Consider the following 17598-nt stretch of genomic DNA (forward strand, 5'->3'; position numbering starts at 1 on the left):
ACGAAAGTCTGTACGACACCCGGCGACGCCCCCTCTACATTTGTGGCTTGTGAGCGGTTACCGGCGTGAGAAGACGATCGACCTGGGCATGGTGGTGCTGGCCCTGGTGATGTCGGCTGCCCTCGCGCTGGTGCAGGTCAGGGGAGATCTGGCGCTGAGCCCGGGGCTGGGTTCCGGTACCTGGCCGTTCGACCGGCTGGTCTTCGCCTCGCCGCTGCTGATCGGGTTCACCTGGGCGGTGAACCCGATCTCCCTGGTCGCCATCGGGGCGCTGTGGTGGCGCAGGCGGTGGCCGACCGCCGTGGCCGTCGTGGCGATCGTCGCCGCGACCATCACCCCGGCCGTGGTGCCCCTGATCATCGCGCTGTTCACCGTCGCCGTCCTCAGGCCAGCGCGCACGATCCTTACCGTCGCCCTGCTGGCACTGCTCCCGATCCCCGCCCACTTCCTGAGCAGCCCCTACGTCTCCGGGGTGCCGATCGCCAACGCGGTGATCCTGGGTGTCCTGATCGCCGCCGCGGTCGGCTGGGGCCTCTTCGTCCGTTCCCTGAGCGAACGCACCGAACGGGCCGAGGCGGAGGCGGTGTTGCGTGCCCAGCGCGCTCAGCGCGAGGCGCGGGAGGACATCGCGCGGGAGATGCACGACGTGCTGGCCCACCGGCTGTCGCTGCTGAGCGTGCACGCGGGGGCGCTGGAGTTCAACGCGGGCGCCTCCGCGCAGGAGACCACGCGGGCCGCCGCCGTGATCCGGGAGAGCTCGCACCAGGCACTGGAGGATCTTCAGGTCGTGCTCCAGGTGCTGCGGTCACCGGACGGGAGCCCCGGCGCGGACGGCCCGGCCCCGCGCACCCGGACGGGTCTCGCCGAGGTGCCCGACCTGGTCCGGGAGTCGCGGGAGGCGGGCATGAAGATCGACCTCGACGCGGACGGCGTCGACATGGACAGCGTCGCAAGGGGCGCGGGTCCGACGGGTATCGCGGGGCTCGCCGCCTACCGGTTCGTGCAGGAAGGGCTGACGAACGCCAGGAAACATGCCCCGGGTGCGCCGGTCCGGGTCACGATCGCGGGCGGCCCCGGCGACGGGCTCACCCTGGAGCTGAGCAATCCGGCCGGACCGGGTGGCCCGCGCGACGGCGTACCGGGGTCCGGGCAGGGGTTGATCGGCCTCACGGAGCGGGTCGCGCTGGCGGGCGGCCGGTTCGGTCACGGCAAGGACGGAGCGGAATACGCGCTTCGGGCCTGGCTACCCTGGCCCGCATGATCCGTGTGCTGCTCGTCGACGACGACCCGCTGGTCCGCTCAGGACTCCGGCTGATGCTCAGCGGCGCCGACGACATCGATGTCGTGGCCGAGGCGGCGGACGGCGGCGAGGTGCTCGCCCTGGTCGACAAGCACGCCCCCGACCTGGTGCTGATGGACATCCGGATGCCCGGCGTGGACGGCCTGGAGGCGACCCGACTGCTGCGCGCCCGCGCCGCCGCACCGGCCGTCGTGATGCTGACGACCTTCAAGGACGACGAGCAGGTCCTCGGCGCACTGCGCGCGGGCGCGGCCGGTTTCCTGCTCAAGCACACCCCGCCCGCCGAGATCGTCGCGGCGGTACGCAGGGTGAAGGCGGGCGAGCCGGTGCTCTCCCCGGCGGTGACCGAGCAGCTCATCGCCCGGGTCACCCAGGGCGGCGACGGTACGGTCCCGCGCCGGCCGGACACCATCGAAGCCCGCATCCGCCTCGACCGCCTCGGCGACCGGGAACGCGAGGTCGCCGTGGCCGTCGGCCAGGGCAAGACCAACGCGGAGATCGCGGCCGAGCTGTACATGAGCGTGGCCACCGTCAAGGCCCATGTCTCCCACATCCTCACCAAGCTGGAACACACCAACCGGGTCCAGATCGCCCTGACCGTGCACTACGCCGGACTGGTCTGACCCCGCACGCGGAATGACCGCCAGCCAGATCGCGGCACCCTCCCATCTCGGCTTCCAGGGCGAGGAGTTGTGGGGATCGAACCCTGCCCGCAGGAAGAGGGACGCTCGGCCCTCGTACGCAAACAGCACCCGGACACCGAAGACGCCGTCCCCCGGCCGCTGACGCCGGTCTCCCCGGTCGGCGGCGGACTGCGCTGGGCGGAGCCGGAGGTGGACCTGGCGCGCGACACGGTCCGTTGCGACTGGAGGAGTTCACGGGTGCAGGGCCGAGCGATCTACGCCGGTTGATCGCCGAGGTCCCGCTGGACGGCAGCGCGGCCGAAGGCCGTTCCGCCGTACGGGAGTTGAGCGACGACCGGCACCGGTTCGTGTCCGGGGCCCGGGTCTCCCCGGATGGTTCACGGGCGGTGCGGCTCGCCTGGGACCACCCTCATATGCCGTGGACGCGGCCGAGTTGAGGATCGCCGAGGTCGGCGACGACGGACGGATCCCACGACTTCGAGTCGCACTACCTGGAGTCCCTGATCGGCCCCAACGCCGTTGATTCGGCGGCGCGTTACCGTGTTCGAAGGGGAGGGCCACGGGTTCCGCCGCCGGGACACGATGGCCGCCGCGCTGGAGGCCGAGCTCTTCTTCTACGGGCGGGTCTTCGGTTTCACAGCGCTCGAAGTGCCGGTGCTGGAACTGGACTTGAGGACGGGCGAGTCGCCTCTCTAGCGCGCGACTCGTCTCTCCGGTGCGCCAACTCGACGCCGTTCAGGCAGGGTTGACTGTTCAGGCCGGGGTTTCCGTTCAGACCGAGGTGTCCGTGACGGCCTTCGTCGTGGCGTGGAGTACCGCGTCGAGGACCTTCCTGGCCTGATCCCCGTCGGGCAGTGCGCGCGCGATGGTGACCGCGCCGACCATCGCCGCCACCGCGGCCCAGGCCCGCCGCTCCCGCTCCTCCGGCGGGCCCTGCATGGCGGGGGCGAGGAGCGCGACCAGGTCGAGCATGCGCCGCTGGTACACCTCGCGCACGGAGTCGCTCGCCCGGGACACGTCCGCGCTGAGCGCCGGCATGACACAGCCGTGGGCGACATCCTCGCGGTGGTCCTCACTGAGGTAGGTGCCGAGGAACTCCACGAGCCGGCGCCGCCGTTCGGCGGGGTCGGGGTCGTCGACGACGGCGAACTCGGCGCCGAGTTGCGCGTCGACCACCTGCTCCAGGAACGCCTCCTTGCTGCCGAAGTTCGAGTACAGGGCCCCCGAGGTGACCTGGGCCGAGGCGGCGAGGCCGTCGACCCCGATGCCCTGGAACCCCTTCTCCTTCAGCGTGCGCGCGGCCGCGGTCAGGATCGACGCCCTGGCCTGCTTCTTGTGGTCCTTCGGGTACCGCATCGCGAGCCCTCGCCGCCCTTCCCTGCGCTCCGGTCGTCGACCCGTCCTGCGTCGACCTGTCTTGTGTTCCGATCCAGGACATCGTAGCGTAGCGGTCGTTATATAACGATCGCTACGCCATAGCTTCGCCCCCTGCCACCAGCGCGAAGCCCCGCACAGGAAAGAGAGCACGATCATGACCGCGACCCACAGCGAAACCGTCACCCACGACGAAGCCGTCACCCGGACCGTCGACATCGACGGCACCCCCTTCGCCTACCGGGAGGTCGGCCCCACCACCGGCACCCCGCTGGTGCTCCTGCACCACTTCACCGCGGTGCTCGACGACTGGGACCCCGCCGTCGTCGACGGTCTGGCCGCCGCGCGCCGGGTCGTCCTGGTCGACCTCAGGGGGGTCGGCGCCTCGGGCGGCACCACGCCCGACAGCGTCGAGGCCATGGCGGCCGACGCGATCGCGTTCGTCACAGCCCTCGGGCTGACGACGGTCGACCTGCTGGGCTTCTCGCTGGGCGGCATGGTCGCGCAGGAGTTCGTGCGGCGGCGCCCCGACCTGGTCCGGCGGATCGTCCTGGCCGGCACGTCACCGGCGGGCGACGCGGGACCCGCCGACACCCTCGGCATCCTGCAGAACGCCATGGAGCTCGCGGGCGCCGAGGGCAAGCACCCCAAGCACTTCCTGTTCTTCTCCCCCACGGCGACCAGCCAGGCCGCGGCCGACGCCTTCCTCGGCCGCCTCGACCAGCGGACCCAGGACCGCGACACGGCCGTGACCGACGAGACCATCGGCGCGCAGATCGCCGCGCTGGCCAAGTGGGAGCGGAGCAGCACGAGTTCGGGCCTCGCGAACGTTCGCCAGCCCGTGCTGGTGGTCAACGGCGACGACGACACCATGATCCCGACGATCAGCTCGTTCAACCTCGCCGCCCAACTGCCCGACGCCGAGCTGAGCATCTACCCCGACTCCGGCCACGGCGCGCTCTTCCAGCACCACGAGCTGTTCGTACGACAGGTCCTGGACTTCCTGCGCGACTAGCCGTCGAGGCATCGAGGTGTCGAGGCGTTGCCTAGGGCCGCTGGGGGTGCCCTCGCCCAGGACACCCCCAGCGCGCCTTACGCGGGACCCGCGACCGGAGCGACCGGAGCGACCGGATAGCGGTGGACCGGTGGCAGGCCGGGCAGCAGCCCCGGCCAGACCGTGTCGATGACATGCGCGCTCGGTGTGAACAACGGCTGGGCCAGCGTGGGCAGATCGGCGACCTCGTGCCACTCCCAGCGGTGGATCAACTGCGGTTCGGTGACGGTTGGTTGACCGGTCCAGGCGGTGACGCGGACGGCTCCCGTCAGCCGGGGCATGCCGTGCGTGGAGTCCATCAGCAGGGCCAACAGCCGTGCGCCGCCCGGGTCCGGGTCCGCCTTCAGACCGGTCTCCTCCTCCAACTCCCTTACGCCCGCCTCCAGAAAGCCTTCGCCGGGGTCGTTCTTGCCGCCGGGCAACTCCCAGACCCCGCGCACCGACCAGCCCAGCAGGATCCGCCCCGCCGGGTCGGTCACGACGACACCGGCACCGGTGAGGGCATGCGGCGAGGGCCGCTTCTTGCCCGCGCAGGTGACGGCCGAGGGGGCGGGTTCCCGCAGGACGACGAACGCGAGCCCGTCCGCGTCGTACCGCTCGGCCGGCGCCCAACTCCCGCACAGCGCACGGATCTCCTCGTCGTCGAGGGCGATGGAGCGCCTGTCGTCCGCCGTCTCCTCCGCGACGGGCGTGATGACGCAGACGACGCCACCGGGTCGCAGCCGCTCGCGCAGCCGGTTCATCACCCGGGTGCGGTCGTGCACGAAGGCCCAACTGAGGCGGAGGGTGATCAGGTCGTAGGCGGGATGCGGCAGGGCGTCGAGGCTGTCGCGCTCGATGTCCAACAGGTGGTAGTTCACCGCCGAGTTGGCGGCGATGGGCTGGTCTTCGGCGCGGGCGAGGGCCGCGGGCGCGAAGTCAACGGCGTCGACCTCGTACCCCGACTCGGCCAGATGGCGGGCGAGTTCACCCAGCCCGCAGCCGAGGTCCAGGGCGAGTCCGCCGCCCTCGGGGGCCGGTGCGTGCTCGGCGAGCAGCGCGCGTTCGGAGTCACGGAGCGGGCTGAAGGTGTTGCCGTCGGCGTAGTGCGCGTCCCATGCGTCGGTCACGGGTTCTCCCTGCGAGGTGGTGATCGGTCATCGGTCGTTCGACAGGGCCAGGAGTTCCGCGAACAGGCCCCCGCCGTGGGCGAGTTCGTCGTACGTGCCCTGTTCGGCGATGCGGCCGTGCCGCATGACCACGACCCGGTCGGCGATCTTCGTGTTGACCAGTTGATGCGTGACCACGATCGTCATGCGGTGGGCCGCGATCGCCTTGATCTGTTCGAGGATGGCGTGTTCGCCGCGCGCGTCCATCTGACTGGTCGGCTCGTCCAGGATCAGCAGGTCCGGCTGCCGGTACAGGGCTCGCGCACACGCGAGGCGCTGCCACTGACCGCCGGAGAGTTCGGTGCCGCCCCACAGCTCGCGGGCGAGCAACGTGTCGAGTCCGTAAGGGAGTTCCTCCACCGCCTCCCGCAGGCCTACGGCGTCCAGGGCCTGCCAGACCAGCAGGTCGTCCTGCGTTCGGGGCTGGCCGAGGGTGACGTTGTCGCGGACGTTGAGGGGCCACTGAGCGAAGTTCTGCGGCACCAGTCCCGACAACTCCCAGAGTTTGTCCGGGGCGAGACCCGCGAGGTCGTGCCCGTTCCAGCTGACCGTGCCCTTGTCGGCGAGGAAGATGCCCGCGAGGAGCCGGGTCAGCGTGGACTTCCCGGAACCGTTCTCGCCGACCACCGCGAGGATCTCCCCGCGCCGCACGGTCAGCGAGACCCCGGCCACCGCCGGGATCTCCTTGCCCGGGTAGCGGTAGACGGCCTCGTCGAGCCGGATCTCCTCGACCGGCTGACCTGGTCCCAACTCCCCTCTCCTCGGGGCGCGTTCGGTGGCGAAGGCCAAGAAGCCCTCCAGGTCGGCGAGATACAGGGCGGTGTGGAACATCGCGGCGCCGTAGACGACGAGTTGGCCGAGCGCGGCGAGGGTCGTCTGGACAGCGACGACCGCCGTCGCGGCGATGGCGGGTACGACGCGTCCGGTGGCGGCCAGCCAGGCGAGCGCGGCCCAGGTCGCGATGAGGAAGACACCGCCGATCGCCGAGCCGGCCAGCACGATCCGCAGCATGCGCGGCGCCACGGCCAGGACCCGGCGGTCGATGCGCTCGGAGATCGTCCGGTGCCAGAACCCCAGGTAGGGGACCATGCCGTTGGCGCGGATCTCGTCGGAGAACTTCGGGCTGGTCACCCAACCCCGCATGTTCTGGCGGACGTTGCGGTCGCCGATGTTGGCGTAGTGCGTCTCGTACTGGACCTTCGCCTGCAGGATCGCGCCCACACCGGCGGGCACGACCGCGAGCAGCAACAGGGGCAGCATCAACGGGTGCAGCACGGACAGCACCCCGCTCGCGCTGACCATCCGGACCACGGCGGCGGTGAAGCGCGTGGCGTCCTGCACCATCACATGGCCTCGGATCACCCCCATCTCCGCGGCCTCCTGCCGGTCCGCGAACCCGTCCTCGGCCCGCGCGGCGGCCTCCACCCGGCACACCGCCTCGACGAGCGCGCTGTCCGACCCCGTGGTCAGCCGCGGCGTGATCCGCCCGTCCGCGTACGAGGACAACGCGCTCGCGACCCGGCCGACCGCCGCCGCCACCGTGATGACCAACAGCGCGGGCAGCGCCTGATGCAGCCGCTCGGCCACCGGCCCGGCGGCCAGCACCGAGCGCATCGCCCGCGCGGTGGACAGCAACAGCACTACGGCCGCTGCGCCTACGGCCAGTTGGCAGCCGGCCAGCAGCAGGACGGCGGACCGGTCGATGGCCCACGCCATCCGCGCGGTCTGCGCGAGGACCGAGGGCAGTCGCGCGCACAGTTTCCCGAACTCGGCCTCGGCCAGAGGGTTTTGGGCATGGCGGCCCTCGTAGCGGATCTCGGCGGGTTGCGGTGGCGGCACGCGCGAGGCGGTCCCGGGCAGCGGTGCCTGCCCTGTCGTCCCGGCGCTCATCGGGCCGTACTCCCGGCGCGACGGGGCGCCAACTGCCTTTCGGGCAGGCGAGGTTCGAGATGCGTCATACGGCAGCCTCCCCCAACGGCTCCTGCGCCAGGCGCCCGACCAGACCTTGCCGTTGACGACCCGAGCCCCCGTCCGCACGACCACCGACTCCGTACAGCGCGGTCAGACAGAGCAGGGCGCGCTTCTCCTCCGGGAGGAGGCGGCGGCCGTAGCCGGTGAAGAACGCGGTCCTCAGGCGGGGTTGTTCGGCCCAGGGTCCGCAGGCGAGGGGGACGAAGTCCTGGACGACGGGGGCGAACCGGGCCCGTTCGAAGCCGGTGAGGGCGAGGGGGTCCCGGGTTCCGGACCAGCGCAGGGTGTGTTCGTCGACGTGGCCGTGGATGTAGCCGAGCGGGACTCGCCCCACGGTGCGGAGTTCGGCGGCGCGGGCGAGCACGAACTCCCTTTCCTCGGGCGGGATTTGATCGCCCGCCGCGTGGACGCTCCGCTCGGCGCTGTCGGCGGTGCGGTGCAATGCCCGCGCCGCCTCCTCGCGGGCCGCGAGAGTCGGCTTTCCGGCCTGGTGCAGTTGGGCGACGAGGGCGCCGGCCTTGCGGTGGACCGTCTCCAGTGCGGCGCCGGTCGACCTGAGGGCGCTCAGGGGGACGCCGGGGAGGGCGGTCATGATCAGGGCGAGGTGCTGGGCCGAGGTCGCGGTGAGGCGGGGTGCGCGGCCGGGGCCGAGGTAGGACACGGCGTGCCGGTGGGCGAAGGTCTCGCGGGTGAAGGCGAGGGGGGAGGCGGCGAGTTTCACGCAGAAGCGTGGCCCGTTCTCCGGTCGTGTCGTCACCTCCCATACGCGCGAGGTGTGGGCGGCGGAGGTGTCGTGGAGGCAGGCGAGGGGGCCGATGACGGATTCGGCCCAGGCCCGGACGGGGTCCGGCAGGGTGGTCGCTCCGGTCATGCCCCCCACCTCGGTGCGCGTCGTGACGTATCCGCGTCGGCGGCGGCCGTGGCGTCAACCTCGTGCATCGCGGGCGGGAACGGGAGCGTGATCGCGGGGGTGCGATGTTCGAACGCGAGCGGGACGAGGGCGGGGACGGGCACGGGATTCATGGCAACCTCCTGCGGTCGGTGCGGTGACTCGGCGCCTGAAGAACGTGCCTGATCAAGAAGCCGTCACGGGTGCGGACGGGCGAACCGTAGGACGAAAGTTCGAGGACGCGGGTGCCGGCCTAGGGACTGCTGGGAGGTGCGGTCGCGATCCGGTGTTCGATCGGCCGTACAGAGGGCCGTCACCTGATCGAGGGATTGCCGGACAGCACTGAACCGTCCCGGTGCCGCGAGGGATCCGGCCACCGGGACGGTGAATCAGGAGGGCGTTTCAGCTGGGCGGGAGCGTCAGGCCGGGGCGCCGACCGGGAGGTCCGACGCGTCGTCGGGGCGTACCCGGCCGTCCTCGTCGGCGTCCGGGGGGATCGTCGAGAGGGCGCTGGCGTGCAGGTCCTTCGTGCGCAGCATCGTGAAGCCGATGACCGCGGCGACGAAGCCGAGGATCGCGCTGAGGGTCATGGCTCCGTGGAAGGCGTTCATGAACGCGTCCTGTCCGGCGGCCAGCACCTTCTCGCGCAGCGCGTCCGGTGCGGCCTTGACGACGGCATCGAGGCCGCCGGCGCTGATGCCGTGGGCGGCACTCTCCGCGGTGTCGGCGCCGAGCTGCTTGCCCACGGCCGAGGAGGTGAAGTCCTGGGACACGGTGTGCTGGAAGTAGGCGCCGATGCCGGCGATGCCGACCGCGATGCCCACCTGCTGGAAGGTCTCGTTGATCCCGGACGCGACACCGGACCTGGCCGGTTCGGCGACCCCGATGGCCAGCGCGGCGCGGGCCGGGTTGAAAGCGCCCATGCCGAAGCCGGAGACGACCAGCGCCGGGACGAGCACGGTCCAGGACGAGTCGGTCTCGGTGAGGTTCAGGCACAGGATGCCGATGGCCATGACCAGGGTCGAGCCGCCCAGCAGGATCCGGAAGGGGACCTTGCCGATGAGGCCGCCGCCGAGCGCACCGGCCACGAACATCGCGCCGGTGAGCGGCAGGAACCGTAGACCTGTGCCCCACGCGTCGACGTGCAGCATGTTCTCCAGGTAGCTGGTCTCGAAGAACACCGAGGGCAGGGCGCCCGCGTTGCCGATCATCGCGACGAGGGAGATGCCGACGAAGGTGGGGCTGCGGAAGAACGCCGGGTCGATCAGGGCCCGTTCACCGAGTCGGCGCTCGACGGCGACGAAGACGACCAGGAAGAGGACGCTCGCCGCGTAGAGGCCGAGGGTGTCGGCGCTGGTCCAACCCTCCACCGGGCCGCGGATGGTGGCGTGGACGAGGGCGCCGAGCGCGAGGCTGAAGGTGCCGAGGCCGGCCCAATCGGTGGGGTGGGCCCGGGTGTTGAGGGATTCGCGGACGCGCAGCGCGCCGATGAGGAGGGCGAGCACGCCGACCGGCACGTTGATGTAGAAGATCCAGCGCCAGGACAGCGCGTTGATCAGCGAGCCGCCGATGAGCGGGCCGGTGGCCACGGCGAGACCGACGGCGGCGCCGAACGCGGTGAACGCGGTGGCCCGTTCCTTGCCGTGGAACTCATGGCTGAGCATCGCGGGGCCGACCGCGAACATGATGGCCGCGCCGACCCCCTGGACGGCCCGGAACCAGCTCAACTCCCCTGCTCCGTCAGCGAGTCCGCAGGCGAGGGACGCGGCGGTGAAGACGGCGAAGCCGACCTGGAAGACCTTCTTGCGGCCGATCCGGTCGGCGAGCGAGCCCGCCGCGGCCAGGAAGATCGCCAGCGTGAGGGCGTAGGCGTCGAACACCCACTGGAGGTCGGCGAAGCTGCTGCCCAGGCTCTTGTGGATCTGCGGCAGCGCGATGGAGACCACGCTCAGATCGAGCATCAGCATGAACGAGCCCAACGCGACGATCCCGAGTGTCCACCACCTCGTGGGAGACGGTGCGCGTTCTGCGGACATGCGGGGACCTTCCAATCAACAGGAAATCTGGACCTTGGGATCTTTAGATGATGGAAATCTAGATGATTGGAAAGACATGGGTCAATGCCACCACGGTCGGCGCGGCGAGCGAAGTCACCCGGAGTGCCGACCGCCGGACACGACAAAGCCCGCGGCACCGGAAGGCACCGCGGGCTTGCGGGAGTTCGAGGATGTTCTACGTCAACTCGCCGATGCTCTGCGTGAGTTGGAGCGCGTACTGCGTCAACTCGCGGACGGCTTGCGTCAGTCCGAGCAGACGGACGCGGGCCAGCGCCCGGCCATCAGCGTGCCGAGCATCTTGCGCAGCAGCGCGCTCTCGTCCTCGGAGAGGGCGCCGAAGAACGCCGACTCGACCTCCGTGGCCACCCGGTCCGCCGTCGCGAGCGCCGCACGGCCGGACTCGGTGAGGATCAGGTTGTAGCGGCGCCGGTCGGCGGGGTTGCGGCGGCGCTCCACGTACCCGTCGCGCTCCATCTCGTCGATCACCGTCACGACCGTGGTCGGATCGAGGTTGAGCAGCCGGCTCAAGTCCTGCTGGGACAGCTCGGGTCCACCGGCCAGCGCGGCCAGCACGAAGAAGGAACGGATGCGCATACCGACCGCACCCAGCGCCTTCTCCACGTCCTCCACCAGCACCAGCCCCGCCTTGTGGAGCAGATAACCGGGACGCTCGGCGATGAGGAAGTCCTCCCGGGGAGACACCCCGTACTGCTCCGCGCCACCCGTGCGCACCATGAGCCGACTCCTTCGATCGTCGCAATCCCCACCATCGAAGATACAACGTTCTACGGCCACGACACCCCCGCCCGCCAGGGACCCCGCGACCCGAACCGTCACGCCCGTCGGCGTGCGCGCTCCGGCAGGCACCGGCCGGTGCGCCGAGCGCCCCCGCCGACGGAATCCGGCCCTTTCCGGACTGGAGTACGGTGGCAATTACCGAGCGCACCTCGCACGCCGTCAGCCGTTTCGGCGTCGCCCTCGGGGAACGGCAACGCCGGAGCGCTTCGTGTTCCGGCCGGAAATGAGCCGCCCCACATGAGCCTGATGAGTCTCGGAGTGCTGCACTCCTCCCGCAAGGAGAACGAGTTCCGGCTGCCGCTGCACCCCCGGCACCTCGACCGGATCGACCCGGACCTACGCGAGCGGATCTTCCTCGAAGAGGGTTACGGCGAACGGTTCGGCATCGCCGACGACGCCTTGCGACCCCTGGTCGGCGGCCTCCGTTCGCGGGATCGGCTGGTCGCGGAGTGCGACATCATGCTGCTGCCCAAGCCCATGCACGCCGACCTCGCGGAGCTGCGCGAGGGCCAGGTGCTGTGGGGCTGGCCGCACTGCGTGCAGGACGAGAAGACGACGCAGATCGGCATCGACCGACGGCTGACCCTGATCGCCTGGGAAGCCATGAACCACTGGACCTCCACGGGCGCCTTCAGCGTCCACGTGTTCCACAAGAACAACGAGCTGGCCGGCTACTGCTCGGTCCTGCACGCGCTCCAGCTCGGCGGCCTGACCGGCAGCTACGGCCGTCGGCTGCGCGCGGTGGTCATCAGCTTCGGCGCCACGGCACGCGGCGCGGTCACGGGCCTGGGCGCCATGGGGGTCTCCGACGTCACGGTGCTCACCCAGCGCGCGGCAGCGGCCGTAGCGTCGCCGATGCCGTCGGTCGTGATGGGGCACTTCGAGGAGCTGGAGGACGACCCGACGCGGCTCCAGGCGGTCACCGGGCTCGGGCCCGTGCCTCTCGCGCAGTACCTGGCCGGGTTCGACATCGTCGTCAACTGCGTGCTGCAGGACACCGACGCACCGCTCATGTTCGTCAACGACGAGGAACTCGCGCTGTTCCAGCCGGGGACCTTCTTCATCGACGTGGCCTGCGACGAGGGCATGGGCTTCGCCTGGGCCCGGCCGAGCGGGTTCGGCGACCCGATGTCGACCGTCGGGCAGGGCTGCCACTACTACGCCGTGGACCACAGCCCGTCCCACCTGTGGAACTCCGCCACCTGGGAGATCAGCGAGGCGCTCCTGCCGTATCTGCGTACGGTCATGAGCGGACCCGGCGCGTGGGACGACGACGTCACGGTGCGGAAGGCCATCGAGATCCGGGACGGTGTCGTCCAGAACCCGAAGATCCTCTCCTTCCAACACCGGTCGGCCGCCTACCCGCACGGCCCCCAGTTGGCAGGATCGTGAGGTAAGGCGGCCTGACGGCAGGGCAGTTGGTGGTCTAGCTCCGGTTGACACCGGTGGCCACCGCGTGGCCGATGAAGAGATAGACGAGGGCGGGCAGGCCGTAGTTGACGACAGTGCGCCAGTCCGCCGAGTGGATGGTGAACAGGTTGTGCGACCAGCCCGACAGCCAGTTGGCCGCGTCGTGGACCCAGTCGACCGAGTTGTTCCCCGTGTTGGCGTTGAACAGATAGAGGGCGATCCACAGGATCAGGATCAGTGCCGCGATGTCCGCGATGACGGAGATGACCGTCCCCGCGGGGCTTCCGCCGTAGCGTCTGGACATGTTCAACGGGTGGCCCGGAACGCCGAGTTGAAACCTCTCGGCGTCCGGTGCCGTCAACGGCGGGCCAGTCGGCGCTCACCGCCGGCACCCGGTTGGTACGGCAGGCCGTAGTGCTTGAAGATCGGTTCCTCCTGGTCGGCGGGCAGGACGTCGTCGGTGCCGATCGACGGGGCCTCCTTCACCAGCGCCTTGGCGTAGCCGACCTTGACGTAGTCCGGGCCGACGATCGCGTCGTCCAGCGGGACGAAGACCAGCCGGTGCCGCGTGGGCAGCCCGACCCGGACCGTGGCCATGGCCGGCTCATCGGTGGCGGTGTCCACGTACACGGCTTCCAGGACACCGATCTTGTGCGACTCCGGGTCCACGACGTCGCGTTCACGCCACTCCCGGACATCGGCTGAGTGAATCATGGCCTGCTCCTTCCGGCGGCTCGTCCACCGATGGCGAGCCGCACCCGCCCCAACCGGTCGATCCCACCGCACACCACCACGACTTCCCGTCCCGCCGGGTCCTACGCCACCAGGAGTGATCCGCCACGCCTGGGCCGGGCCGGGCCCCGACCACATGGGGGAACGCCTGCGCGGGAGTCACCCCGACAGGCCTACCGGCGTCCGCAGCTCGGAGTGGAGCGGGAGCCGGACTCTGAAGGTGGCCCCCCGCCCGGGCGTCGAATCGATCTCGACCCGCCCCGCGTGCGCGCTGACCAGGGAGTCGACGATGGCCAGGCCCAGGCCGGCGCCGCCCGTGGCACGGGTGCGGGACGTGTCGGCGCGGTAGAAGCGTTCGAAGATGTGGGCGGTCTGGGCCGGAGTGAGCCCCGGCCCCTCGTCCGCCACCTCCAGGACCGCGTCCTCACCGACCGTGCCCACCCCGATGCGGATCGCGGTGCCGGGCGGGGTGTGGGCGACCGCGTTGCCGACGAGGTTGGTCACGACCTGGCGCAGCCGGGCCTCGTCGGCCAGGGCGGGGGCCGAGGCGGGGGCGCCGGTGCCGTCCGGGCCGGTGAGAGTGACCGGGCGGCTCGCGTCCAGGGCCCGTACGTCGTGCAGGGCGTCGGCGGCGAGGGTGCGCAGGTCGGTGGGGGCCAGTTCGAGGGCCGGACCGGAGTCGCCGGTGGTGCCCAGGCTGTGCTCGTCGAAGCGGGCCAGCAGCAGCATGTCCTCGACCAGCCGGGCGAGGCGGTCCGACTCCCGGGCGATACGGGCCATCGTGGCGTCGATGTCCTCCGGGTCGGAGACCGCGCCCATGCGGTGCAGATCGGTGAGGCCCTTGATCCCGGCCAGCGGGGTGCGCAGCTCATGGCTGGCGTCGGCGACGAACCGGGTCATCCTCGCCTCGGACTCCGCACGCGCGGCGAACGCGGTCTCCACCCGGGCGAGCATCCCGTTCAGGGCGGTGGCGAGACGGCCCATCTCCGTGTGCGGGCCCGCGAGTTCGGGCACGCGGCGGGACAGGTCACCGGCCGCGATCTCGGCCGCCGTCTGCTCGATCCGGGTCAGCGGACGCAGCCCGGACCGCACCGCGAACCACCCGGCGAGCCCCAGCACCACCAGCAACCCGAGCCCGGAGGTCTCGTAGATGTGCCACATCCGGTCCACTGTGCCGTCGACCTGGCTCATCGACGCCGACACGATCACGCTGCCGGCAGCGTCGCCGGCCGCACCGCCCGACAGCGCGGCACGCGGGACCCGGGGCACGGCGATCGACCGCCACCGGGTCTCGCCCGAGGTACCGGAGACGGTGAACGGCTTGCCCGCGCGGGCCGCGACGGCGGACGCGTCCAGCCCCGGCAGATCCGGTCCCGGCGCGTCGCCGGTGCGTTTCGGCCCGGCGAGCGAATCGATGCTGCTCTCTACGACACCGTCCTTGTCCACGTACGTGATGACCGGGTTGCCCAGCACCTCCGTACTGAAGTCGCTGAGACCGGGCGGCGGTTTCCCGGCGGCCCCGGTCTTCGCCACGGTCGGCGGCAGCAGCGCGAACACCTGGGCGGAGGCCCGGAGTTGGGCGTCGACGCGGTCCACCATGTACGCGCGCAGAGCGTTCCCGGTGACCAGGCTGAACGCGGTGAACCCGGCCGTCAGCAGCACCACGGCCAGCAACAGCACCCGACTGCGCAGCGAGGCCCGCCCCCAAATGACGTACGGACGACGCCAGTTGGTGGTGATCATGCGCGCGGCCCGCGCAGCACGTACCCGACACCGTGCACCGTGTGGATCAGCTTCGGCCCGCCGTTGTCCAACTTCCGCCGCAGATAGCTGATGTACGTGTCGACGATGCCGGTGTCGCCGCCGAAGTCGTACTCCCACACCCGCCCGAGGATCTGCGCCTTGCCGACCGTGCGCCCCGCGTTGGTCATCAGGTAGTGCAGCAGCCGGAATTCGGTCGGCGAGAGCCGTATCGGCTCGCCCGCGCGGGTCGTCTGGACGCCCTCCGGGTCGAGTTCGAGATCGGCGACCCGCAGCAGCGCCGAGGGGTCGCCACTGGTACGGCGCAGCACCGCACCGATCCGGGCGATCAGCTCCTGGAGGTCGAAGGGCTTGGTGACGTAGTCGTCGCCGCCCAGGACCAGCCCCTCGATCTTGTCCTGGGTGGCGTCGCGGGCGGTGAGGAACACGACCGGAATGTGCCCCGCGCGCGAGGCCGCGCCGCGCTGCTCCCGCAGCCGCCGGATCACCTCGAAACCGTCCATGTCGGGCAGCATCACGTCCAGCAGGACCAGATCCGGCGACACATCACGCGCCCCGTCCAGCGCCTCCTGCCCGGTCGCGGCCGAGGCGACCGTGAACCCCGCGTGCCGCAGCGCCGCGCACAGCAGCTCCCGTACGGTCGGTTCGTCGTCGACGACCAGCAGGTTCACGTCCGTGGTGGTCGGCCGGGACAGCTGTGGTCCGGCCCGCTCAACGGTTGCCAAGGGGTGCCTCCAGGGTGCCGGGATCGGTGCCCGGCGCCGGGGCGTGCGAGGACGCGGCCGACGGGGACTTGCGCGCGAGGATACGGCGGGAGGATGTCATTCCTCCGTAAAGGTCCACTGTGCGCAGCAGGCTCCCCAGGAAACCGGCCACGCCCCCGACGAGCAGCCCGAACACCACCGTCCACAGCACGCTGCCGCTCAACTCGGCCCGCGTACCGCCCATTTCACTCCCGAACATGCTGACCCCGAAGTGCCCGGACGCCCCGGCCAGCCCGACCGCCGACCCCAGAACGACCGCGGTGACGACCCCGAACCGCTCGGCCACCCCGAGATGCCGGGCCACCGGCCCGTCGTAGCGATGCAGCGGACGCGCGTCCGCCGGCGCCGTGTTCCGGGCGGCCGCCCGAGCACAGACCAGCAGGACTACGACGGTCACGGCGAGCGCCCCGAGCCACAGCGGCCAGCCACCGGCCGACAGACTCCTGAGGTGCTCGGTACGGTCCGTCTGCTGCGCGGTGGCGGCCTGCTGGCCACCACCCAGTGCGCCCATGAGCGAGGCGAGCGGATTGCCGCCCTGGCTCTGCACGGGGTGCGTCGCGGCCGTCCACGGCGAGCCGACGCCCAGCGTGAGCAGGACGGCCAGCGCGTTCGGGGCGAGGAGCAGCACACCCCCGGCCGCCGTCCCGACCCGGCCGCCGACCACCGCCCCGACGAACGTCAACAGCGCCATCGGTACGGCGACCAGCACCAGCAGCGTGCGGACGACGGCCGCGAGACTCGGCGCCCACCCGGGCCGCACCCGGTCCACGGCACCGCCCAACGACACCCGCACCCGCCGACCGACCAGGCACCCCAGCGCGAGCACGACGGCCACCCACACCAGCGCGCCGAACGCGGTCGAGCCGACGTGGACGTCGTACGACATGGTCGTGTCCGCCGGGGTACCGCCACCGCTCCCGCTGCCGCCGAGCATCCCGCCCAGCGCACCCAGCGCACCGCTGCCGGCACCGCTCGCCCCGGCGCCCTGTCCTCCGCCGAGCCCGCGGCTCATCGCCGACGCGGGCATGCTGAACGTCCCGTGCGCGAGGGTGGCGACGAGCATGAAGGCGAGCAGCGCGGCCGCTCCGGCACCGGCGGCCCGGGCACCCAACTCCCGCGTGGTGACGGGCCGTTGACGCAATCGCCGCGAGAACGCCAGCCACAGGACCACGGACCCGACGAGCGTCACCCCGAGCGGCATGAGGTCGGCGGCGCCGCTCATCGACGGGCTCATCCCGCCCCCGCCGCCACCGAAGAGCCCGGACAGCATCGAGCCCATCGACCCCGAACCGCCGCCACCCGCACCGGAGTTGACCGACCCGGCGCTCACCGACCCGCCAACTGCCATGGCTGCCAGGGCCATTGCCCTGGTCCCCGGCGATCCGACCGACCCGGCGTGCAGCAACCACAGCGCGAGCCACGCCACGGCGGCCATCGCGACGAGCCCGCACAGCGCGGCGGCGGCTCCTTCGAGGGCGTGGGCTCCGGGACCGTCCGGCCTGGGGAGGGAGGACACGGGACGGGACCTTGTACGCGCCGCACTCGTCGTACTCGTCGCGGTCGTTGGCGTTGTCGTCGTAGGGGCAGGCATCGCGGTAACCCTCCGGGGCGCTTCGGGGACGTCGTCCGCACAAGGTGGCGTACGCGATTGCCGGGTTCCGGAGAGGTTCTGGGAGGTTTCTGAGAGTCGGCGGGG

17 protein-coding genes and 1 pseudogene are annotated in these 17598 nt (G+C 71.4%); 6 read left to right on the plus strand and 12 right to left on the minus strand.

The window, feature by feature from the left end:
- The first annotated feature begins 49 nt into the window (after positions 1 to 49).
- The 4 genes and pseudogenes from ACIBK4_RS02260 to ACIBK4_RS02275 all read left to right on the plus strand — a co-directional run bounded on the left by ACIBK4_RS02260 (position 50) and on the right by ACIBK4_RS02275 (position 2640).
- On the plus strand, positions 50 to 1261 hold the full coding sequence (locus tag ACIBK4_RS02260; protein ID WP_398991285.1) for a sensor histidine kinase: 1212 nt from the start codon (positions 50 to 52) through the stop codon (positions 1259 to 1261).
- A complete protein-coding gene (locus ACIBK4_RS02265) occupies positions 1258 to 1923 on the plus strand; it encodes a response regulator (protein ID WP_398991287.1) in 666 nt (221 codons plus the stop codon). The genes ACIBK4_RS02260 and ACIBK4_RS02265 overlap by 4 nt, the downstream gene beginning before the upstream one ends.
- Before the next feature lie 129 nt (positions 1924 to 2052).
- Positions 2053 to 2440, plus strand: a pseudogene (locus ACIBK4_RS02270) (S9 family peptidase); the annotation flags it as partial.
- Positions 2441 to 2484: 44 nt separating this feature from the next.
- On the plus strand, positions 2485 to 2640 hold the full coding sequence (locus ACIBK4_RS02275; RefSeq protein ID WP_398991289.1) for a hypothetical protein: 156 nt from the start codon (positions 2485 to 2487) through the stop codon (positions 2638 to 2640).
- Positions 2641 to 2715: 75 nt separating this feature from the next.
- Here the strand turns inward: ACIBK4_RS02275 and ACIBK4_RS02280 are convergent, their stop codons facing one another.
- On the minus strand, positions 2716 to 3300 hold the full coding sequence (locus ACIBK4_RS02280) for a TetR/AcrR family transcriptional regulator (RefSeq protein ID WP_398991291.1): 585 nt from the start codon (positions 3298 to 3300) through the stop codon (positions 2716 to 2718).
- Positions 3301 to 3475: 175 nt separating this feature from the next.
- Here ACIBK4_RS02280 and ACIBK4_RS02285 point away from each other — a divergent pair, with 175 nt between their 5' ends.
- Entirely contained in the window at positions 3476 to 4333 is an 858-nt protein-coding gene (locus ACIBK4_RS02285; protein ID WP_398991293.1) for an alpha/beta fold hydrolase, read from the plus strand.
- A 77-nt stretch (positions 4334 to 4410) separates the two neighbouring features.
- Here the strand turns inward: ACIBK4_RS02285 and ACIBK4_RS02290 are convergent, their stop codons facing one another.
- The 6 genes from ACIBK4_RS02290 to ACIBK4_RS02315 all read right to left on the minus strand — a co-directional run bounded on the left by ACIBK4_RS02290 (position 4411) and on the right by ACIBK4_RS02315 (position 11172).
- Entirely contained in the window at positions 4411 to 5481 is a 1071-nt protein-coding gene (locus tag ACIBK4_RS02290) for an NUDIX domain-containing protein (protein WP_398991295.1), read from the minus strand.
- 27 nt (positions 5482 to 5508) lie between these two features.
- Positions 5509 to 7410, minus strand: a complete 1902-nt coding sequence (locus tag ACIBK4_RS02295) for an ATP-binding cassette domain-containing protein (RefSeq protein WP_398991297.1) — start codon at positions 7408 to 7410, stop codon at positions 5509 to 5511.
- Positions 7411 to 7474: 64 nt separating this feature from the next.
- Positions 7475 to 8362 carry a phosphotransferase gene (locus tag ACIBK4_RS02300; RefSeq protein WP_398991299.1) on the minus strand — a complete coding sequence of 296 codons (888 nt, stop codon included), beginning with the start codon at positions 8360 to 8362 and terminating at the stop codon, positions 7475 to 7477.
- On the minus strand, positions 8359 to 8514 hold the full coding sequence (locus ACIBK4_RS02305; RefSeq protein ID WP_398991301.1) for a hypothetical protein: 156 nt from the start codon (positions 8512 to 8514) through the stop codon (positions 8359 to 8361). The genes ACIBK4_RS02300 and ACIBK4_RS02305 overlap by 4 nt, the downstream gene beginning before the upstream one ends.
- A 285-nt stretch (positions 8515 to 8799) precedes the next feature.
- The gene (locus ACIBK4_RS02310; RefSeq protein ID WP_398991303.1) at positions 8800 to 10416 is read right to left on the minus strand and encodes an MFS transporter; all 1617 of its coding nucleotides are present in this window, start codon (positions 10414 to 10416) and stop codon (positions 8800 to 8802) included.
- 264 nt (positions 10417 to 10680) lie between these two features.
- Positions 10681 to 11172 carry a MarR family winged helix-turn-helix transcriptional regulator gene (locus tag ACIBK4_RS02315; RefSeq protein ID WP_398991305.1) on the minus strand — a complete coding sequence of 164 codons (492 nt, stop codon included), beginning with the start codon at positions 11170 to 11172 and terminating at the stop codon, positions 10681 to 10683.
- Between the two features lie 300 nt (positions 11173 to 11472).
- Between ACIBK4_RS02315 and ACIBK4_RS02320 the strand changes: the two genes are divergently transcribed.
- A complete protein-coding gene (locus ACIBK4_RS02320) occupies positions 11473 to 12627 on the plus strand; it encodes a N(5)-(carboxyethyl)ornithine synthase (RefSeq protein WP_398991307.1) in 1155 nt (384 codons plus the stop codon).
- Positions 12628 to 12661: 34 nt separating this feature from the next.
- On the opposite strand, the gene ACIBK4_RS02325 is transcribed toward ACIBK4_RS02320, so the two are convergent.
- The 5 genes from ACIBK4_RS02325 to ACIBK4_RS02345 form a co-directional block, all read right to left on the minus strand.
- The gene (locus ACIBK4_RS02325) at positions 12662 to 12949 is read right to left on the minus strand and encodes a hypothetical protein (protein ID WP_366437484.1); all 288 of its coding nucleotides are present in this window, start codon (positions 12947 to 12949) and stop codon (positions 12662 to 12664) included.
- A gap of 53 nt (positions 12950 to 13002) precedes the next feature.
- Entirely contained in the window at positions 13003 to 13359 is a 357-nt protein-coding gene (locus ACIBK4_RS02330) for a PRC-barrel domain-containing protein (RefSeq protein WP_366437483.1), read from the minus strand.
- 177 nt (positions 13360 to 13536) lie between these two features.
- Positions 13537 to 15120 (minus strand): sensor histidine kinase, encoded by a 1584-nt coding sequence (locus ACIBK4_RS02335; protein ID WP_398991310.1) that lies wholly within the window; start codon positions 15118 to 15120, stop codon positions 13537 to 13539.
- Positions 15117 to 15863 carry a response regulator transcription factor gene (locus ACIBK4_RS02340; RefSeq protein ID WP_398991312.1) on the minus strand — a complete coding sequence of 249 codons (747 nt, stop codon included), beginning with the start codon at positions 15861 to 15863 and terminating at the stop codon, positions 15117 to 15119. The genes ACIBK4_RS02335 and ACIBK4_RS02340 overlap by 4 nt, the downstream gene beginning before the upstream one ends.
- A complete protein-coding gene (locus tag ACIBK4_RS02345; protein ID WP_398991314.1) occupies positions 15850 to 17418 on the minus strand; it encodes a streptophobe family protein in 1569 nt (522 codons plus the stop codon). Before ACIBK4_RS02345 ends, ACIBK4_RS02340 begins: the two co-directional genes overlap by 14 nt.
- Between the last annotated feature and the right edge of the window lie 180 nt (positions 17419 to 17598).

This window comes from Streptomyces sp. NPDC050528 (genome assembly GCF_044457795.1).
GTDB lineage: Bacteria > Actinomycetota > Actinomycetes > Streptomycetales > Streptomycetaceae > Streptomyces.

Bases quoted from the DNA above. Each gene is read 5' to 3' on its own strand.
- ACIBK4_RS02265 (WP_398991287.1), top strand. From the start codon at position 1,258: ATGATCCGTGTGCTGCTCGTCGACGACGACCCGCTGGTCCGCTCAGGA.
- ACIBK4_RS02280 (WP_398991291.1), bottom strand. From the start codon at position 3,300: ATGCGGTACCCGAAGGACCACAAGAAGCAGGCCAGGGCGTCGATCCTG.
- ACIBK4_RS02285 (WP_398991293.1), top strand. From the start codon at position 3,476: ATGACCGCGACCCACAGCGAAACCGTCACCCACGACGAAGCCGTCACC.
- ACIBK4_RS02295 (WP_398991297.1), bottom strand. From the start codon at position 7,410: ATGAGCGCCGGGACGACAGGGCAGGCACCGCTGCCCGGGACCGCCTCG.
- ACIBK4_RS02300 (WP_398991299.1), bottom strand. From the start codon at position 8,362: ATGACCGGAGCGACCACCCTGCCGGACCCCGTCCGGGCCTGGGCCGAA.
- ACIBK4_RS02305 (WP_398991301.1), bottom strand. From the start codon at position 8,514: ATGAATCCCGTGCCCGTCCCCGCCCTCGTCCCGCTCGCGTTCGAACAT.
- ACIBK4_RS02310 (WP_398991303.1), bottom strand. From the start codon at position 10,416: ATGTCCGCAGAACGCGCACCGTCTCCCACGAGGTGGTGGACACTCGGG.
- ACIBK4_RS02315 (WP_398991305.1), bottom strand. From the start codon at position 11,172: ATGGTGCGCACGGGTGGCGCGGAGCAGTACGGGGTGTCTCCCCGGGAG.
- ACIBK4_RS02320 (WP_398991307.1), top strand. From the start codon at position 11,473: ATGAGCCTGATGAGTCTCGGAGTGCTGCACTCCTCCCGCAAGGAGAAC.
- ACIBK4_RS02325 (WP_366437484.1), bottom strand. From the start codon at position 12,949: ATGTCCAGACGCTACGGCGGAAGCCCCGCGGGGACGGTCATCTCCGTC.
- ACIBK4_RS02330 (WP_366437483.1), bottom strand. From the start codon at position 13,359: ATGATTCACTCAGCCGATGTCCGGGAGTGGCGTGAACGCGACGTCGTG.
- ACIBK4_RS02335 (WP_398991310.1), bottom strand. From the start codon at position 15,120: ATGATCACCACCAACTGGCGTCGTCCGTACGTCATTTGGGGGCGGGCC.